Origin of the sequence: Streptomyces sp. NPDC001843 (assembly GCF_042891955.1) — a bacterium.
In the GTDB taxonomy this organism is placed as follows: Bacteria; Actinomycetota; Actinomycetes; order Streptomycetales; family Streptomycetaceae; genus Streptomyces.
This window is the reverse complement of sequence record NZ_JBIATQ010000003.1, coordinates 15,573-30,525: the sequence shown is the minus strand read 5'-3', so window position 1 is coordinate 30,525 and position 14,953 is coordinate 15,573. Positions and strand designations below refer to the sequence as shown.

The window sequence follows — 14,953 nt, the reverse complement described above, 5'->3', positions numbered from 1 at the left end:
CCCTGGACTGTCAACAGCCGTTGGCATACATTCGCAGGCATGACCGGCACCACGGAGAACCAGCAGGCCGTACGGCGTTCCGACGCGACCCGCGCCGCGATCCTCACCGCGGCCCGCCAGCGGTTCGCGGCGGACGGCTACGAGAAGGCGACCATCCGGGCCATCGCACGCGACGCGAAGATCGATCCGTCGATGGTGATGCGCTACTACGACAGCAAGGCGGGCCTGTTCGCGGCTGCCGTCGCGATCGACCCCGGACTGCCCGACCTGCCCGTCGAACCGCGCGAGGCGATCGGCCGCACGCTGGTCAGCCGCTTCCTCACCCTGTGGGAGGAGAACGGGGAGCTCACCGCACTGATGCGGGTCGGAGCCACCGATCCGGCCGCCGCCGATCGCATGCAGAGTGTGCTGCGCGAGCAGTTGATCCCGTTGGCCCGCCAGGTGGGCCCCGATCCGGAGCAGGCGCCGACGCGGGCGGCGCTGTGCGCCTCGACCGTGCTGGGGCTCGCGCTGACGCGCTACGTGCTGCGGTTCCCGGCGAGCGTGGCGCTCGACCGCGACGAGATCGTGGACTGGCTCGGACCCACGGTCCAGCGGTATCTCACCGCACCCACGCCCTGAAGAGCGCCCCGCGAGCACCCATCGCGCCCTCGGTCACCGGACCGGTTCGGTGTTGACGGCACGCTGGGCGCGCAGGCGTGCGCCGACGACCGTTCCCTTCACCTCGCCCAGGAGATCCCCGTACCGCGGAGCGAGCCGAGCTGGGCGGCGACGCTGGTGTCGGGGTGGTCGCTCTCGCGGAGGTGGATGGGACCGGTGGGGGCGTCTGTGTCCCCTACGTCAGGACCAGCCGGCGGCGCCCGTCGAGGAGCTCCCGGGCCACGTCCAGGTGACCGGCGTGACACGCGGTCTCGGTGATGACGTGCAGCAGGACGTCTCGCAGCGTGTGCAGGTGCGGTTCGCCGAACAGGTCGTGCGGCCACCAGGCCAGGGGGGCGTCAGCGGGCGTCGTCGCGATGACGGCGTCGGCGAGCTCCGTCTCCTGCCGGTACCGGTCAAGCACGTCGGTGGCCTGCACTTCCGGGGACACCTGCCAAGCTTCGGCGCCGCTCGTGAGGCCGCGGATCGTGTCCTTGTCCCCGGCGACGACCGCACGGAACCAGAAGCGCTCGACGTCCAGGGCGAGGTGCTGGACCAGGCCCAGGCAGTGCCATCCGGAGGGCAGTACGGGTTGCCGCAGCGCCTCCGGGGCGAGTCCGTCGAGGATGCCGAGAACGTGGCGCCGCTGTCCGTCCAAGACCCTGAGGAGGTCCGTGATCTCGCTGCTGGGAGTTGTCTCGCTCATGCTCGCTGTGACTGCCTGTGCTCCGAAAACTCATCGGGGGCGTGCCGGGGCGGGTGACCCCGCTCACTTCCGCTCGCTCGGCGATCTCGGGAGTCAGTGACATGCCGCACAGGTGATATGTCCGTTACTAGGGTAGATAGTCGGACATGCGCTCAGGGGGAAAGTGCGCTCTCGTCACGCCTCCGACCTGTCAAGAGGCGGGAAAATTTCGCAGCTCAGTACTACCGGCGGCAGTAATTCGCCTGTTTTGGGATGAATAGGAACTCGGGTTAGCAAGGGACGGCCCACCCGGCGGACGCCAGTCGCGTCGGGTGGATTTCCGTACCCGACTCCCCGAGGTTTCGATGTTTCAGCGCGTCCCGTTCCGCTTCCCCCGTACCTCCCTGCTGCGCACCCGTGCCGCCGCCCTGGCCGCCGGTGTGGGCGCCTCGGCCGTGCTGGGGGTCGGAGTCGCGAGCGCCGCCGTCCCGCACGCCGCCTCCCATGCCGCGACGGCCGCCGCCGTGAAGCCTGCCGCCAAGCCCGCCGCCGCCAAACCCGCCGCCAAGGCCCCCGCCTGGGTCGACCCCGTGAAGAACTACACGCTGACCGCGGGCTTCGACCAGGCCGGCTCCCACTGGATGCACCGGCACAGCGGGCAGGACTTCGCCGTGCCGATCGGTACCGAGGTCGTCGCCGCGCACGGCGGCACCGTGGTCAAGGCCGGTGGCTGGGGTGCCGGCGACGGGCCCGCCTACGGCAACGCCATCGTCATCAAGCACGCCGACGGGCAGTACTCGCAGTACGCCCACCTGTCGCGGATCGACGTCAGGATCGGCCAGGTCGTCACCACCGGCCAGCACATAGCCGAGTCCGGCAACACCGGCAACACCACCGGCCCGCACCTGCACTTCGAGATCCGTACGACCCCGAACTACGGCTCCGCGATCGACCCGGTCGCCTTCCTGCGGGCCAAGGGCGTGAAGGTCTGAGCCGCGGGCTCCCGCGGAATCCCCGGCCGGTCCTTCGGCAGCAGCACGCGCAGAGCGCCCGGCCGGATCCCGCACAGGACGGGGAGCGGAAGCCGCACGGCCTCGCCGTCGATGCCCGCGTCCAGGTGCGGCACGTCGCCGTGCAGCGTGATGCCGGGAGCCGACCAGACGACGACCCCCTGCCCCGCCGGGCCGGAGCCCTGTTGGTGCCGGCGCAGTTCGTCGCGCAGGTGCCGCAGGAGATCCGGGGGCGCCTCCGCCGGGCGCTTGAGGAGGATGGCACCCAGTCGCCCCGTGCTGAGCGAGAAGCGGCGCCCGAGCCGGCGGGGAGTGGTCAGGTGGTAGGGGTTGTTGGAGATCAGCAGCACCTGCGGGAACTCGACGGTCCCCCATGGGGTGTCCACGCGGGCCTCGACCCACTGCTCGCCCTTGACGTAGCCGGGCGCCACCGCGGCGAACGCGCGCGGCTTGTCCTCCCGGTAACCGGGCTCCAGCAGGGCGTCGGCGTACATGCCGAACGAGACGTTGTTGACGAAGACGCGCGAGCCGAGCGTCCCCAGGTCCACCTGCGCGGGCTCACCGTCGACCAGGGCGTCCAGCGCCTGTCCCGGGTCGCGGAGGTCGAGGCCCAGGTCCCGGGCGAAGTGGTTGCGGGTGCCCGCCGGGACCACGACCAGCGGCACGCCCGTGTCGGCGGCCACGGCGGCGACCGCCGACACGGTGCCGTCGCCGCCGGCGACCCCCAGCACCTGTGTTCCCTCCTGGACGGCGCTCCTCGCGAGCGACGCCGCGTCCAGTTCCGCGGTGGTCGTCCGGACCTGGGCCCCCATGTCCTCGGCCCGCTGTGGCAGGCCGTACCGAGCGGTCTTGCCGCCGCCCGAGCGAGGGTTCGCCACGATCACGGCCCGGGCACGCGTCGGAACGCCGGCCATCCGGAGTGTCCCCGGTGATCAGTGCTGCGGGTGCGGTTGATGGCGGAACAGAGGCCGCCGCTCGGGGGCCTTGCCCGGGGTGAGGCGGCCGACGTCGACGCGCATCCTGATGGCGTGGAACACCTCGGTCACGCCGAGGACGATGGCCATGATGCCCGCCACCAGGGTCAGCGCACCGATCGAGGTGAACGGCGAGACGATCAGCACGATGCCCGCCAGCATCCCGATGATCCCGCTGAACAGCATCCAGCCCCGACCCGGCGTGTCCGGAGCGGAGGCCGCCGTGGCCGTCACCATCGTGCCGCGCAGGAGCCAGCTGAAGCCGATCCACAGGGCGAGCAGCAGGATCGACTGCAGGGTGCCGCGGAAGCAGACCAGCCCGAGCAGGACGCAGAGCGCGCCCGTGACGAAGTGCAGGGCGCGAAGATGTCCGGGTACGTGCGTGCCGAACGCGGCGGCCAGCTGGAAGACGCCGATGAGCAGCAGGTAGATGCCGAAGAGCACGCCGACGACCCGGAGCGTCTCCGCCGGCCAGGCAAGGATCACGATGCCGAGGGCGATGGCGGCCAGCCCCGCGGTGAGCACGAGCTGCCAGCTCATGTTCGCCAGGGCCGTCATGCTCCCGCCGAGGGGGTTGTCCTGTGCCTCGGTACGGGGCGGGGGTGCGGCGCCGGTCCCTGACGGGGAATCGGAGGGAGATGTCATACCAGCTCACCCTTCCGGTAACGAGGTGGGCGAATCGGTTCCCCTCCATCTTGACCCCGCCAGGCCCCGTCCCGCCCGGCGAGCACGGAGCCCGGGCCGGGGGCGGAACCGGCTAGGCGCCCGTCTCCCGGGCTCCCTTGTGCGCCTGGGTGACCAGGTCCACGGCGACCTCGAGAACCGCCTCGCGCCTCTTGTCGGGGTCGCCCTCGACGTCCTGCATGATGAACATGCCCGCGTGCAGCGTGAAGAGGGCGCTGACGCAGCGGACCTGGTCGACGAGGGGCGCGTCGGGGTCGATGATGATGTCGCGCAGGCCGCGCATGCGGTCCTTGAAGGTGTCGCCGATGCGCAGTTCACGCACCGTCGCCTGGTTCTCCTGCATGAAGCGGAAGAGCGGTTCGGCGCCGGTCAGGGCCTGGCTGTAGCGCCGTACGATCTCCTGCTTGGTCTCCAGTGTGTGCGGCTGCTCGGCGCCCCACTCGATCAGTTCCAGGATCGGTTGCGTCAGATCCTCGAAGAGGCTGACGATGATCTCTTCCTTGGTCTTGAAGTGGTAATAGAGCGCTGCCTTCGTGACGTCCAGGTGCTCGGCGATCTCGCGCAGGGATGTCTTCTCGTAGCCCTGCTCGGCGAAGAGTTCTAGGGCCACGTCCTGGATGCGCTGGCGGGTGTTGCCGCGGCGCGGTTGCTTGGTGCCGTCCATCGTGACGCCCATCCTCGTACTCCTCGCGCTCCCTCGGAAACTTACTTGACGCCCGGCTAGTGAAATCGCTACCTTGCCAGTGTAGTGAAAACTAGCCGGGCGACAAGTAAGCGGCTCGCGGGGAGTGGGGACGATGGCGGACACGCAGAGCGCGCCAGTCGCGGAGAGCGTCGAAGCGCGGAGCAACGAGACAGAGGGCAAGAAACCCAGGAGCGTGCGGGTCGTCCTGCTCGCCCTGATGATCGCGATGATGCTCGCGATGCTCGACAACATGATCGTGGGCACGGCGATGCCGACGATCGTGGGCGAACTGGGCGGTCTGGAGCACCTGTCCTGGGTGGTGACCGGTTACACACTGGCGACCGCCGCGGCGACCCCGATCTGGGGCAAGCTCGGCGACATGTTCGGCCGCAAGGCCACCTTCCTGACCTCGATCGTGATCTTCCTGATCGGGTCCGCGCTCAGCGGCATGGCGCAGAACATGGGTGAGCTCATCGGGTTCCGGGCCGTTCAGGGGCTCGGGGCCGGCGGTCTGATGGTCGGTGTCATGGCGATCATCGGCGACCTGATCCCGCCCCGGGAGCGCGGCAAGTACACGGGCATGATGGCCGGTGTCATGGCGCTCGCGATGATCGGCGGTCCGCTGGTCGGCGGCACCATCACCGACAACTGGGGCTGGCGCTGGTCCTTCTACATCAACCTGCCGCTCGGCGTGGTCGCGCTGGCGCTGGTCAGCGCCGTGCTGCACCTGCCGAAGAAGCGGGCGAAGGCGCGCATCGACTACCTGGGTGTCGCGCTGCTGACCATCGGCATCACCTCGATCGTGCTGGTCACCACCTGGGGCGGCACGGAGTACGCGTGGACGTCCGCCAGGATCATGGAGCTGATCGGCATCGGTGTCGCCGCGCTGGTCGGGTTCGTGTTCTGGCAGACCCGGGCCACCGAGCCGGTCGTACCGCTGCACATCTTCCGCAGCCGCAACTTCACCCTGATGTCGGTCATCGGCTTCATCACCGGCTTCGTGATGTTCGGCGCCACGCTCTTCCTGCCGCTGTACCAGCAGTCCGTGCAGGGCGCGTCCGCGACCAACTCCGGGCTGCTGCTCCTGCCGATGCTCGGCGCGATGCTGGTGACCTCGATGGTCGCCGGCCGGGTCACCACCAACACCGGGCGCTACAAGGTCTTCCCGATCGCCGGCGGCGTGCTGATGATCGTCGGCCTGTACCTGCTGTCGACGATGGACACGGGCACCTCCCGGCTGACCTCCGGGGTGTTCATGGCCGTCCTCGGCCTCGGCATGGGCTGCCTGATGCAGATCACCATGCTGGTCGCGCAGAACAGCGTGGAGATGAAGGACATGGGCGTGGCGTCCTCGTCCACCACCCTGTTCCGTACGCTCGGTTCCTCCTTCGGTGTCGCCATCATGGGCGCGCTGTTCAACAACCGGGTCCAGGACGTCATGTCCGAGCGGGCCGGCGCGCTGGGCTCCAAGGTGACCGAGCAGTCCGCCCAGCTCGACGCGGCCAGCCTGGCGAAGCTGCCGGCCGCGGCGCGGGAGGCGTACCAGCACGCGGTGTCCTCCGGTACGCACTCGGCGTTCCTGCTGGGCGCGATCGTCGCGGTGGTCGTGCTGGTCGGAGCCGTCTTCGTCAAGGAGGTCCCGCTCAAGGGCGGCCCGCAGAAGCCGGAAGTCGATTCGGCCGTCTGATCCGGCCGTGAACCGAAGGCCCCCGGATGGTGTCCGCCCCGGGGGCCTTCGCCGTGTGCGGTACGGGCCCGGGCCCGCTGTCAGTGCTCCGTGCCACCATCACCGTATGGACAAGCTGCGCCAGTTGCGCCTGGCCAAGGACGCCATGGACCGCGACTGGGCCGATCCCGGGCTCGACCTGGACGCGGTGGCCGCGCACGCCGGGTACTCGCGCTACCACTTCATACGGGCCTTCAAGGAGACGTACGGCGAGACGCCCGGCCAGTACCTGACGCACCGCCGTATCGAGCGGGCGGAGGAGATGCTGCGCACCGCCAATCTGTCGGTGACCGAGATCTGCCTCCTGGTCGGCTTCAGCAGCCTGGGCACCTTCTCCACCCGGTTCAAGGCCTGGACCGGGCTGACACCCAGCGAGTACCGGAGGAAGCACGTGGGGCGCGGAGCCGCGCTCATACCCGGGTGCTACGCGATGCTGTGGGCGGGAGGGTTCCGGGAGGGGCCCGGTGGCGCACGGCGCAATTCCGGAGAAGCGGGCTGAGGCCGTGGCTGCCTACGGTGATCGGGCAGCAGCCGATCGCCGCGGACAGGAGCACGCCATGATCAAGGGACTCAAGATCTCGACCGTCTGGGTACTGGACCAGGACCGGGCCAAGGAGTTCTACACCGAGAAGCTGGGCCTCGAGGTCCGCACGGATCTCACGATGGGCGAGGGCGGCATGCGCTGGCTGACCGTGGGCGCCGGTGACCAGCCCGACGTCGAGCTCACCCTGATGGTGCCGGGTCCGCCCGCGATGGACCCGGAGTCCGCCGAGATGGTCAGGAAGCTGGTGGCCAAAGGAGTGCTCGGCGCCGGTGTGCTGACCACCGACGACATCCACGGCGACTACAAGACGCTCAAGGAGCGGGGTGTGGAGTTCCTGCAGGAGCCGCAGGAGCGCCCGTACGGCACGGAGGCGTTGTTCCGTGACGACTCGGGGAACTGGTTCTCCTTCACCCAGCCCCGTGAGGGCGACCTCGACGTGTCGCAGGACTGGGCCGGCTGAGCCCGGGGCGCGGCGCGCGGCGTCAGCGGCCCGTCGCCAGGTTCGCCCCGCCCGTGACGTCCAGGACCACGCCGGTCACGAAGGTGTTCGTGGCCAGCAGGTGGATGGCCCGGGCGATGTCCTCGGGGCGGCCGATCCGGCCCACGGGGGACGCGGCCGCGAGCCCCTCGAAGACGGCCTTGCGCTGTTCGGCCGGTGCGGCGTCCCACCAGGGCGTGTCCACGACGCCCGGCGAGACCGCGTTGACCCGGAGCGGGGCCAGTTCCACGGCGAGCGGCGGGACCATCGCCTCCAGGGCGCCGTTGATCGCGGCGAGGCCGGCGGTGCCGGGCATCGCGGCACGCGCGGAGGCGGCCGTCACCAGGGTCACCGAGCCGTCGGTGCGCAGCCGGGGCAGGGCCGCCTGCAGGACCCGCAGGTGCGGCCAGAACTTGCCGTCGAAGCCCGCCGCCAGGTCCGCCAGGTCGAGTGCGGCGAAGGGGCCGCCGCCCTTGGCGCCGCTGAGGGCGAGGACCAGGTGGTCGACGGGTCCGGACTGGGCGAAGAAGGCGTCCACGGCGGTCCGGTCGGCCGCGTCCAGGCGGTACGCCGATGTCTTGCCGCCGATGCGGGACGCGGCCGCGTCGAGCCGTTGCCGGTCGCGGCCGGTGATGACCACCTCCGCGCCGTCCGCCGCGAAGGCCGCGGCCGTCGCCTCGCCGATGCCCGAGCTGCCGCCCATGACGGCGACGCGCTGACCGGCCAGGGCGGGGGAGTTGACGTGGTTCGGAGTGCTCATGAGTGGCTTCTCTCCTGTGATTCACCGGGCCTCGACCTCTTGCCGAGAACGTCGGTCTCGTCAAAGTGTTGCCGAGACCGTTAGTCTCGTCAAGCGATTTCGGGGCCCCGAGGAGCCGTCGGAGAGGATGAGTCCCGTGGACACCAGAGAAACCCGCCCGCACACCGGGCGCCGCCGCAACGAAGCCGTCCGCCGGGCGATCCTCGACGCCGCCCTGGACCTGCTCTCCGACGCCGACGGTGCCCCGGTGACGGTGGAGACCATCGCCCGGGCGGCCGGGGTCGGAAAGCAGACGCTCTACCGCTGGTGGCCCTCCAAAGGCGCCGTCCTGCTGGACGCGCTCACCGACTACGCCGCCCAGGAACTGCCCACACCGGACACCGGCAGCCTGCGTGAGGACCTGCGGGCCCTGGCGACGGCGACCTTCGAGGCCTCCCAGCGCGCCCCTTCGGCGCCGGCCCTGCGCACCCTCGTCACCGAGGCCGCCCGTGACGCGCACCTGGCCCAGCTGATGCGGGACTTCACCGAGGCCCGCCGGGCCGTGCTCCACGAGATCCTCCGGCGCGGGCACGAACGCGGCGAGCTGCCCGCCGACCGGGACGTCGACCTCCTGGTCGACCAGTTCTACGGCTTCTTCTGGTACCGCTTCCTCCTCGGCCACGCCCCCCTGGACGCGGCCACCGCAGAGCGGATCACCGACTCCCTGCTGCGGTGAACGCCCGCGGCGGCGGGCCGGGCTCAGTCCCGTAGAGCGAGGCCGTGAGCGCGACCAGGCATGCCCGGCCGGTGTGCGGTCGTGCCCGGTCGGCGTGCGGTCGTCCCCGCCGGTGTGCGGTCGTGCCCGGCCGCGTGCGCGGCCTTGCCGTCCCGGTGGGCCACCGACTCTTTGCCGGGGCACTTCCCCGGGCTGCCGGCCGGTTGTCCCGCCGGGACGGTTCCGTGACGCCGCCCGGTCCCGCCCGGTCGCAGCGATGCCGTGGCTGGGCGCGGATCACCGACTTCCCGTGGGGTGACGGCCTGCGGCGGTGCACCGTGCCGCGTCTCGTGGGGGCCGCGACCCACCGGCGCGGCGGCGGACCGCGCGGGCAAGGCGCTCGGCCGTGGCCGCCCGGGCATGCCCGCCCGGCGAGCAGTCGTATCGGGGCCCGCACCAGCGGCCCCGTGCGGTGAGCGCCCGCGCCACGGCCGGCGGTCTACGGCAGCATCGGGTAGCTTCCGGTGGCCGTCGGCGCGTGTTCCGGGAGCCACAGGACGGCCACCGCCCCCTCCGCCGGGACGTGGTCCGGGGCGCCCGCGGGACGGATGTTGCGGAAGGTCAGCCGGGCGCCCAGTACCCGGGCCTGTCCGGCCGCGATGGTCAGGCCGAGCCCGTGGCCCTTCCCGGCGCGGTCCTTGCTGCCGGTGCGGAACCGGCTTGGCCCCTCGGCGAGCAGTTCCTCGGGGAAGCCGGGCCCGTGGTCGCGGACCCGGATGACCCGGCCCTCCACGGTCACCTCGATGGGCGGCCTGCCGTGCCGGGCGGCGTTGGCGAGCAGGTTGATCAGCACCCGCTCCAGGCGCCGGGGGTCGGTGGTGACCTCCGACTCGTGCACCACGCGCACGGCGACGTTCGGGTCCTTGGCCGCCACCCGCCGGGTCACGAACTCGCCCAGCACGATGTCCTGCAGCTCGGCCCGCTCCGAGGCACTGTCGAGCCGGGCGACCTCCAGCACGTCCTCGACGAGCGTGCGCATGGCCTTGGCGCGGTCCAGGACCAGTTCGGTGGGCCGGCCCGGGGGCAGCAGTTCCGCCGCCGTCAGCAGCCCGGTCACCGGGGTGCGCAGCTCGTGCGCGATGTCGGCGGTGACCCGGCGCTCGGCCTCCAGCCGCTGCTGCAGCGCGTCCGCCATGGCGTCCACCGCCCGCGCGAGGTCGTCGGTCTCGTCCCGTACGACCCCGCCGATGGCGTCCCGCACCCGTACGTCCGGCTCGCCCTGGGCGACCTGGTTCGCCGCGGCGGCCGCCTTGCGCAGCCGTCCCGAGAGCTGCCCGCCGATGAGCACGCCGAGCGCGCTGCCGCCGAGCACCACCGCGATGGAGCCGATGACCAGGGCCTGGTCGAGGTCCTTCATCACGTCGGTGCTGCGGTCGGTGAAGTGGGTGTGCAGGGACAGCACGTGCCCGTCCTTCATCGGCACGGCCGCCCAGATGTCCGGCGCGCTGCCGCCGCGCTCCGTCACATACGTGGCCCGGCGGCCCTCTTCGACCTTCTCCCGCAGCGCCGACGGCAGCTTCGGGTCGTCGATCAGGGCGCCGGGGAAGTTCGTGTGCCGGTTCAGGACGTAGTTCCGCTCGGGGATCTGCAGCCGGTCCAGGGCCAGGTCGCGCGCGTTGTCCAGCATCGAGACCCGGGCCGCGTTGTGCACGACCAGGCTGAGCGCGATCGCCACCAGCGCGCCGACCAGCGCGATCGCCGCGCTGAGCTTCCATCTGAGCCCCGTGCGCAGATCCGCACGTCCCACGCGCCCCTTGACCCGGCGCTCGATGTACCCCCGCATGCTGCCCCGCTCAGGCCTTCAACTTGTAGCCGAAACCACGGACCGTCTCGATCCGGTCCTGGCCGATCTTCGTCCGCAGCCGCTGCACATGGACGTCGACGACCCGGGTGTCCCCGCCCCAGCCGTAGTCCCACACCCGTTCCAGCAGCTTGTCCCGCGAGAGCACGGTCCCCGGCGCGGAGGAGAACTCGAGCAGCAGCCGCATCTCGGTCGGCGTGAGCGCCACCGGCTGCCCGGCCCGGCGCACCTCCATGCCCTCGGTGTCCACCTCCAGCTCGCCGAAGGTCAGCACCCCGCCGTCCACCGAGGAACCGGTGCCGTCCCCCCGGTCCCCGCTGGTCGCGTGCCCGAAGCGGCGCAGCACCGCGCGGATCCGGGCGACGAGGACGGCACCGTCGAACGGCTTGGTCACGTAGTCGTCGGCACCCGCCTCCAGACCCAGCACCACGTCGATGGAGTCGGCGCGCGCCGACAGCATGATCACCGGAACGGTCGACTCGTCCCGGATGCGCCGGCACAGGCTCACCCCGTCCAGGCCCGGGACCATCACGTCCAGAAGCGCGATGTCGGGCCGGTTCGCCCGGAACGACTCCAGGCCCGACAGCCCGTCCGGCATGGCGGTCACCGCGAAGCCGTCCCGCTCCAGGGCGAGCTGCGTGGCCTCGCGGATGACGTCGTCGTCCTCGACGAACAGGACGTGGGTCTGGTCTGCCATCCCGGTGCTCTCAGTCCTCGTGTGAATGTCGTTCTCTCGAACAGGTGACGCATGGCGCGGCGGACCGGTTCACTCAGTTGGCACCGGCGTCGCGTCGCCCCCGACCGCGTTGCCGTAGTCGGTGTGGTGGAAGTCCTCCTGCACGAAGCGTCCCGCGGTCCAGCCGTAGGTGATCACGGTCTCGCCGGACGGGTTCGAGACCGGGTCGCCCTTCTCGTACACCTGCTTCGTCACCATCAGGTCGCCGCGGTCGATCTCCGCGTACACCGGGGACTCCTCGGCCTTGAACACGTTCTCGTACCGGCCGCCGTGCGCGCGGTACACATAAGCCCCCACCCCCACGGCGTCCCCGCAGGTCAGCACGTTGACGACGACGTCGTCGACACTGCCGCCGGTCACGTTGCCATAGGTCACGTCGACCGGGTAGTGGCCGCCGGAGCACGGCTTGAGGTCCCGTTTGACGGTGGCCGAGACCTTCGGATCGTCCTTGACGAGCGCGACCGCGTCCACCCGGCGGTAGGTGTCCGAGGGGCTGGGTGCGGGGGAGGCGGCGAGACCCGTCACCGAGTCGGTGTGCGCCGGGCCCTCGTCCCGGGCGCCGGTACCACCGGTGGCGCAGCCGGCGGCGAAAAGGCCGAGGGCGGTGATCACGGCCGCCGCCGTGATCACCGCCTGCAAGCTCAGTCGGGCCCGACTGGACCCGGCCCCGGTCAGGCCGCGCAACGCTCCCGCTCCTCACGCTCCAGCGCGCGTGCGTCCAGATCGCGGGCCTCCAGCTCCTCGCGGAGCCGGGCGAGCGCCCGGTGCAGCGTGCTCTTGACCGTTCCGGCCGACATGCCGAGGGCCGCGGCGGTCTCCTCCGTGGACATCTGCTCCCAGTGTCGCAGCACGACGACGCTGCGCTGCTTCGGAGCGAGCACCTTCATGATGTCCATCAGCAGGGCCCGGTCGGCGTGCTGCTCGGTGGCGTCCTCCACACACGCGTCCGGCAGCTGCTCGGTGGGCACCTCCTCCAGCTTCCGCGCCCGCCACCACTCGGTCCGTGTGTTGATCATCACCCGGCGCAGATAGGCGTCCGCGAGCCGCTTGTCCGCGATGCCCTCCCAGCGGCCGTACGTCCGTACCAGCGCGGTCTGCAGCAGGTCCTGGGCGTCGACCGGGTCCGGCACCAGCCGGCGGGCGCTGCGCAGCAGCGCGTCCTGCCGGGTGCGGACGTACTCCTCGAACTCGAGCACCTCGCCCTGCGCCATGATCAACCGCCTCCCGTTCCCCGTTTACTCGGCTCGTGCCAGTCGCCCCCGGTCGGTCGTGCCGGGCACAGCAATGAAGCTACGGAGCTGTTGTCACGAGGCTGTGCTCGGCAGCCTGCGGGTAGCACTCGGCTGTCCGTCGGTTGTGTAACGGAAATGAGTTCGGGGTAAAGAGGCGGGCTGAATGGCCCTGCTATAGGGCGATTTGACGGCCGGGAGCGGTCGTCACGAAGCCCCCGGCTCTGTGATGCGCCTGTGTGATGTGTCGGTGCGATGTGCCTGCTTGATGCGCCTGTGTGTCAGCTCGTCGGCAGCCGATACAGACCACCCGGCAGCGGCTCCACCAGACCGTCCGCGACGAGCCCGTCCAGGGCGCGGGCCCGCTGCACCGGCTCGTGCCACACCCGGTCCAGCACCGCCTGCGGCACGGGGGCGTGCGCCTCGCGCAGCACGGCCAGCAGCTTGCCCCGCACCTGGCGGTCGGTACCGGCGTACGTCTGACCCCGGCGCGGCGGCCCCGCGTGCTCCGGCTTGCCCGCCAGCCGCCAGGCGCACTGTGCGGCGATCGGGCAGCGCGGACAGCCCTCGTTCTTCGCCGTGCACACCAGCGCGCCCAGCTCCATGGAGGCGGCGGCCCAGCGGGCGGCGGTCCCCTCGTCCTCGGGCAGCAGGGAGCGGGCGAGCTTGCGTTCGGCGGCCGTGGTCGCGTTCGGCGGGTACTGCACGCCCGTGACCGCCCGGGCGAACACCCGGCGGACGTTGGTGTCCAGCACCGCGTGCCGCTGCCCGTACGCGAACGAGGCCACCGCCGCCGCCGTGTACTCGCCGATACCGGGCAGCGCGAGCAGTTGGGCGTGGTCCGTCGGTACGTCCCCGCCGTGCCGCTCCGCTATGGCGACCGCGGCGCCGTGCAGCCTCAGGGCGCGGCGCGGGTAGCCGAGCCGGCCCCAGGCGCGGACCGCCTCGCCGGGGGCCTCCTTGGCGAGGTCCGCCGGGCGGGGCCAGCGGGACAGCCACTCCTCGTACACCGGCAGCACGCGGCTGACCGGCGTCTGCTGGAGCATGAACTCGCTGACCATCACGCCCCAGGGGCCCGCTTCGGGGCGGCGCCAGGGGAGGTCGCGGGCGTGGGCGTGGAACCAGGCGATCACGGGGGCGTGGAGCTTCTCAGTCATGGCACCTCCGATCCTGCCACGGGTTGGTTGCGTACGGTTTGCGGCTTGCCCCGGGCGGGGTGTGCCGGGTTGACGTGTGGCACGTGGTGAGCCGGTGCGCGGGGTGCCGACGGAACGTGAGCCGCCGCGCGTGCAGTTACCGGGATGATGATCGGGAAAAGTTGTGTTCCGGGCGGCGGGTGACGCGGGCAAGAGCCGCGAACTCTCGTACAGTTTGCGCCGTGGGATCTCTGCGCAATCCGGTCGGGCCGCTTCCCTCCTCCATCTACTGGCGACGGAGGGTCGTACTTGTGTCGGTGGTCGCCCTGTTGGCGCTGCTGATCACCTGGATAGTCACCTCGGGCGGCTCCGGCGGGAAGAACGGTGCCGAAGGGCCGGGCGGCAAGAACCCCGCCCCCTCGATCACACCGGGGCCGTCCGACTCGGGGCCCGCCATCAGCCAACACCCGGGCGGGCGCGACGGGTCGGGGAGCTCGGACACCGCTGGCAGCGGGTCGGGCGGATCCACCGGCTCGGGCGACGGCTCGGGCTCCGGGGGATCCGGCGACGGCGCGAGCGGCAGCGGTGCTTCGGGTTCCGGGTCAGGATCCGGAACCGGGGCGGGGTCCGGCGGCGGCAGCGTCGTCGCGGGGGACGCGCTTCCGGCGTCGTCCACACTGCCCGACTGCACTGCCGGCACCGTCACGTTGCACCTGCGCAGCGTCCACAACTCCTACTCGCCGGACCAGACGCCCGCCTTCGAACTCACCGCGAAGAACTCGTCCGCGAACGACTGCAAGATCGATCTCGGCCCGAAGAAGGCTGTGTTGACCATCACGCAGGCCAACGGCAGTGACCACTACTGGTCGTCGGCCGACTGCCCCAAGGGGGCGGCGAGCCTGGTGTTCCGGGTCTCCGCGGGCAGCACCATCACCTACACCGTGAAGTGGGACCGCAAGCCGAGCGCACCCGAGTGCGCGACGCCTCCGGCGGGGTCGGCGAAGGCGGGGACGTATCTGGTGGAGGCGAAGGCCACGGGGTTCGCCACGGCGCAGACGTCGTTCGTGTTGTCGGCGGACTAGCCGATCACGCCTCGCCGCCAGGGGGCTTCG

General features: G+C 71.3%; 17 protein-coding genes. 7 read left to right on the top strand and 10 right to left on the bottom strand.

The window, feature by feature from the left end; all coding sequences use genetic code 11:
• Positions 1-39 precede the first annotated feature (39 nt).
• Entirely contained in the window at positions 40-621 is a 582-nt protein-coding gene (locus ACFYZQ_RS08585; protein ID WP_389143352.1) for a TetR family transcriptional regulator, read from the top strand.
• Positions 622-835: 214 nt separating this feature from the next.
• On the opposite strand, the gene ACFYZQ_RS08580 is transcribed toward ACFYZQ_RS08585, so the two are convergent.
• Positions 836-1,345 carry a DinB family protein gene (locus tag ACFYZQ_RS08580; protein WP_389143349.1) on the bottom strand — a complete coding sequence of 170 codons (510 nt, stop codon included), beginning with the start codon at positions 1,343-1,345 and terminating at the stop codon, positions 836-838.
• A gap of 344 nt (positions 1,346-1,689) precedes the next feature.
• Here ACFYZQ_RS08580 and ACFYZQ_RS08575 point away from each other — a divergent pair, with 344 nt between their 5' ends.
• Positions 1,690-2,316 carry a M23 family metallopeptidase gene (locus ACFYZQ_RS08575; protein WP_389143346.1) on the top strand — a complete coding sequence of 209 codons (627 nt, stop codon included), beginning with the start codon at positions 1,690-1,692 and terminating at the stop codon, positions 2,314-2,316.
• Here the strand turns inward: ACFYZQ_RS08575 and ACFYZQ_RS08570 are convergent.
• From ACFYZQ_RS08570 to ACFYZQ_RS08560, 3 genes are all read right to left on the bottom strand, one after another.
• Positions 2,259-3,248 (bottom strand): diacylglycerol/lipid kinase family protein, encoded by a 990-nt coding sequence (locus ACFYZQ_RS08570; RefSeq protein WP_389143343.1) that lies wholly within the window; start codon positions 3,246-3,248, stop codon positions 2,259-2,261. The genes ACFYZQ_RS08575 and ACFYZQ_RS08570 overlap by 58 nt on opposite strands.
• Positions 3,249-3,266: 18 nt before the next feature.
• Positions 3,267-3,953, bottom strand: coding sequence for an HdeD family acid-resistance protein (locus ACFYZQ_RS08565; protein ID WP_389143340.1), 687 nt, complete (start codon positions 3,951-3,953; stop codon positions 3,267-3,269).
• Positions 3,954-4,065: 112 nt separating this feature from the next.
• A complete protein-coding gene (locus ACFYZQ_RS08560; protein ID WP_389143337.1) occupies positions 4,066-4,668 on the bottom strand; it encodes a TetR/AcrR family transcriptional regulator in 603 nt (200 codons plus the stop codon).
• Positions 4,669-4,789: 121 nt separating this feature from the next.
• On the opposite strand from ACFYZQ_RS08560, the gene ACFYZQ_RS08555 reads away from it, so the two are divergent.
• The 3 genes from ACFYZQ_RS08555 (at position 4,790) to ACFYZQ_RS08545 (ending at position 7,407) form a co-directional block, all read left to right on the top strand.
• Positions 4,790-6,364 carry an MDR family MFS transporter gene (locus tag ACFYZQ_RS08555; RefSeq protein ID WP_389143334.1) on the top strand — a complete coding sequence of 525 codons (1,575 nt, stop codon included), beginning with the start codon at positions 4,790-4,792 and terminating at the stop codon, positions 6,362-6,364.
• Between the two features lie 106 nt (positions 6,365-6,470).
• Positions 6,471-6,902, top strand: coding sequence for a helix-turn-helix transcriptional regulator (locus tag ACFYZQ_RS08550; protein ID WP_389143331.1), 432 nt, complete (start codon positions 6,471-6,473; stop codon positions 6,900-6,902).
• A gap of 58 nt (positions 6,903-6,960) precedes the next feature.
• Positions 6,961-7,407 (top strand): VOC family protein, encoded by a 447-nt coding sequence (locus tag ACFYZQ_RS08545; RefSeq protein WP_389143328.1) that lies wholly within the window; start codon positions 6,961-6,963, stop codon positions 7,405-7,407.
• Between the two features lie 22 nt (positions 7,408-7,429).
• On the opposite strand, the gene ACFYZQ_RS08540 is transcribed toward ACFYZQ_RS08545, so the two are convergent.
• Entirely contained in the window at positions 7,430-8,185 is a 756-nt protein-coding gene (locus ACFYZQ_RS08540) for an SDR family oxidoreductase (RefSeq protein WP_389143325.1), read from the bottom strand.
• 127 nt (positions 8,186-8,312) lie between these two features.
• Between ACFYZQ_RS08540 and ACFYZQ_RS08535 the strand changes: the two genes are divergently transcribed.
• On the top strand, positions 8,313-8,900 hold the full coding sequence (locus ACFYZQ_RS08535) for a TetR/AcrR family transcriptional regulator (protein WP_389143322.1): 588 nt from the start codon (positions 8,313-8,315) through the stop codon (positions 8,898-8,900).
• A gap of 478 nt (positions 8,901-9,378) precedes the next feature.
• Here ACFYZQ_RS08535 and cseC read toward each other — a convergent pair whose 3' ends face one another.
• From cseC to ACFYZQ_RS08510, 5 genes are all read right to left on the bottom strand, one after another.
• Positions 9,379-10,722 (bottom strand): two-component system sensor histidine kinase CseC, encoded by a 1,344-nt coding sequence (gene cseC / locus ACFYZQ_RS08530; RefSeq protein WP_389143319.1) that lies wholly within the window; start codon positions 10,720-10,722, stop codon positions 9,379-9,381.
• A 10-nt stretch (positions 10,723-10,732) separates the two neighbouring features.
• Entirely contained in the window at positions 10,733-11,437 is a 705-nt protein-coding gene (gene cseB, locus ACFYZQ_RS08525) for a two-component system response regulator CseB (protein WP_389143316.1), read from the bottom strand.
• 69 nt (positions 11,438-11,506) lie between these two features.
• Positions 11,507-12,160 carry a hypothetical protein gene (locus ACFYZQ_RS08520; protein WP_389143313.1) on the bottom strand — a complete coding sequence of 218 codons (654 nt, stop codon included), beginning with the start codon at positions 12,158-12,160 and terminating at the stop codon, positions 11,507-11,509.
• Positions 12,148-12,687: a SigE family RNA polymerase sigma factor gene (locus ACFYZQ_RS08515; RefSeq protein ID WP_361620673.1), complete on the bottom strand. Its 540-nt coding sequence runs from the start codon at positions 12,685-12,687 to the stop codon at positions 12,148-12,150. Before ACFYZQ_RS08515 ends, ACFYZQ_RS08520 begins: the two co-directional genes overlap by 13 nt.
• A 299-nt stretch (positions 12,688-12,986) precedes the next feature.
• Positions 12,987-13,862: an A/G-specific adenine glycosylase gene (locus ACFYZQ_RS08510; protein ID WP_389143310.1), complete on the bottom strand. Its 876-nt coding sequence runs from the start codon at positions 13,860-13,862 to the stop codon at positions 12,987-12,989.
• 221 nt (positions 13,863-14,083) lie between these two features.
• Between ACFYZQ_RS08510 and ACFYZQ_RS08505 the strand changes: the two genes are divergently transcribed.
• On the top strand, positions 14,084-14,923 hold the full coding sequence (locus ACFYZQ_RS08505) for a hypothetical protein (protein WP_389143307.1): 840 nt from the start codon (positions 14,084-14,086) through the stop codon (positions 14,921-14,923).
• Positions 14,924-14,953 lie beyond the last annotated feature (30 nt).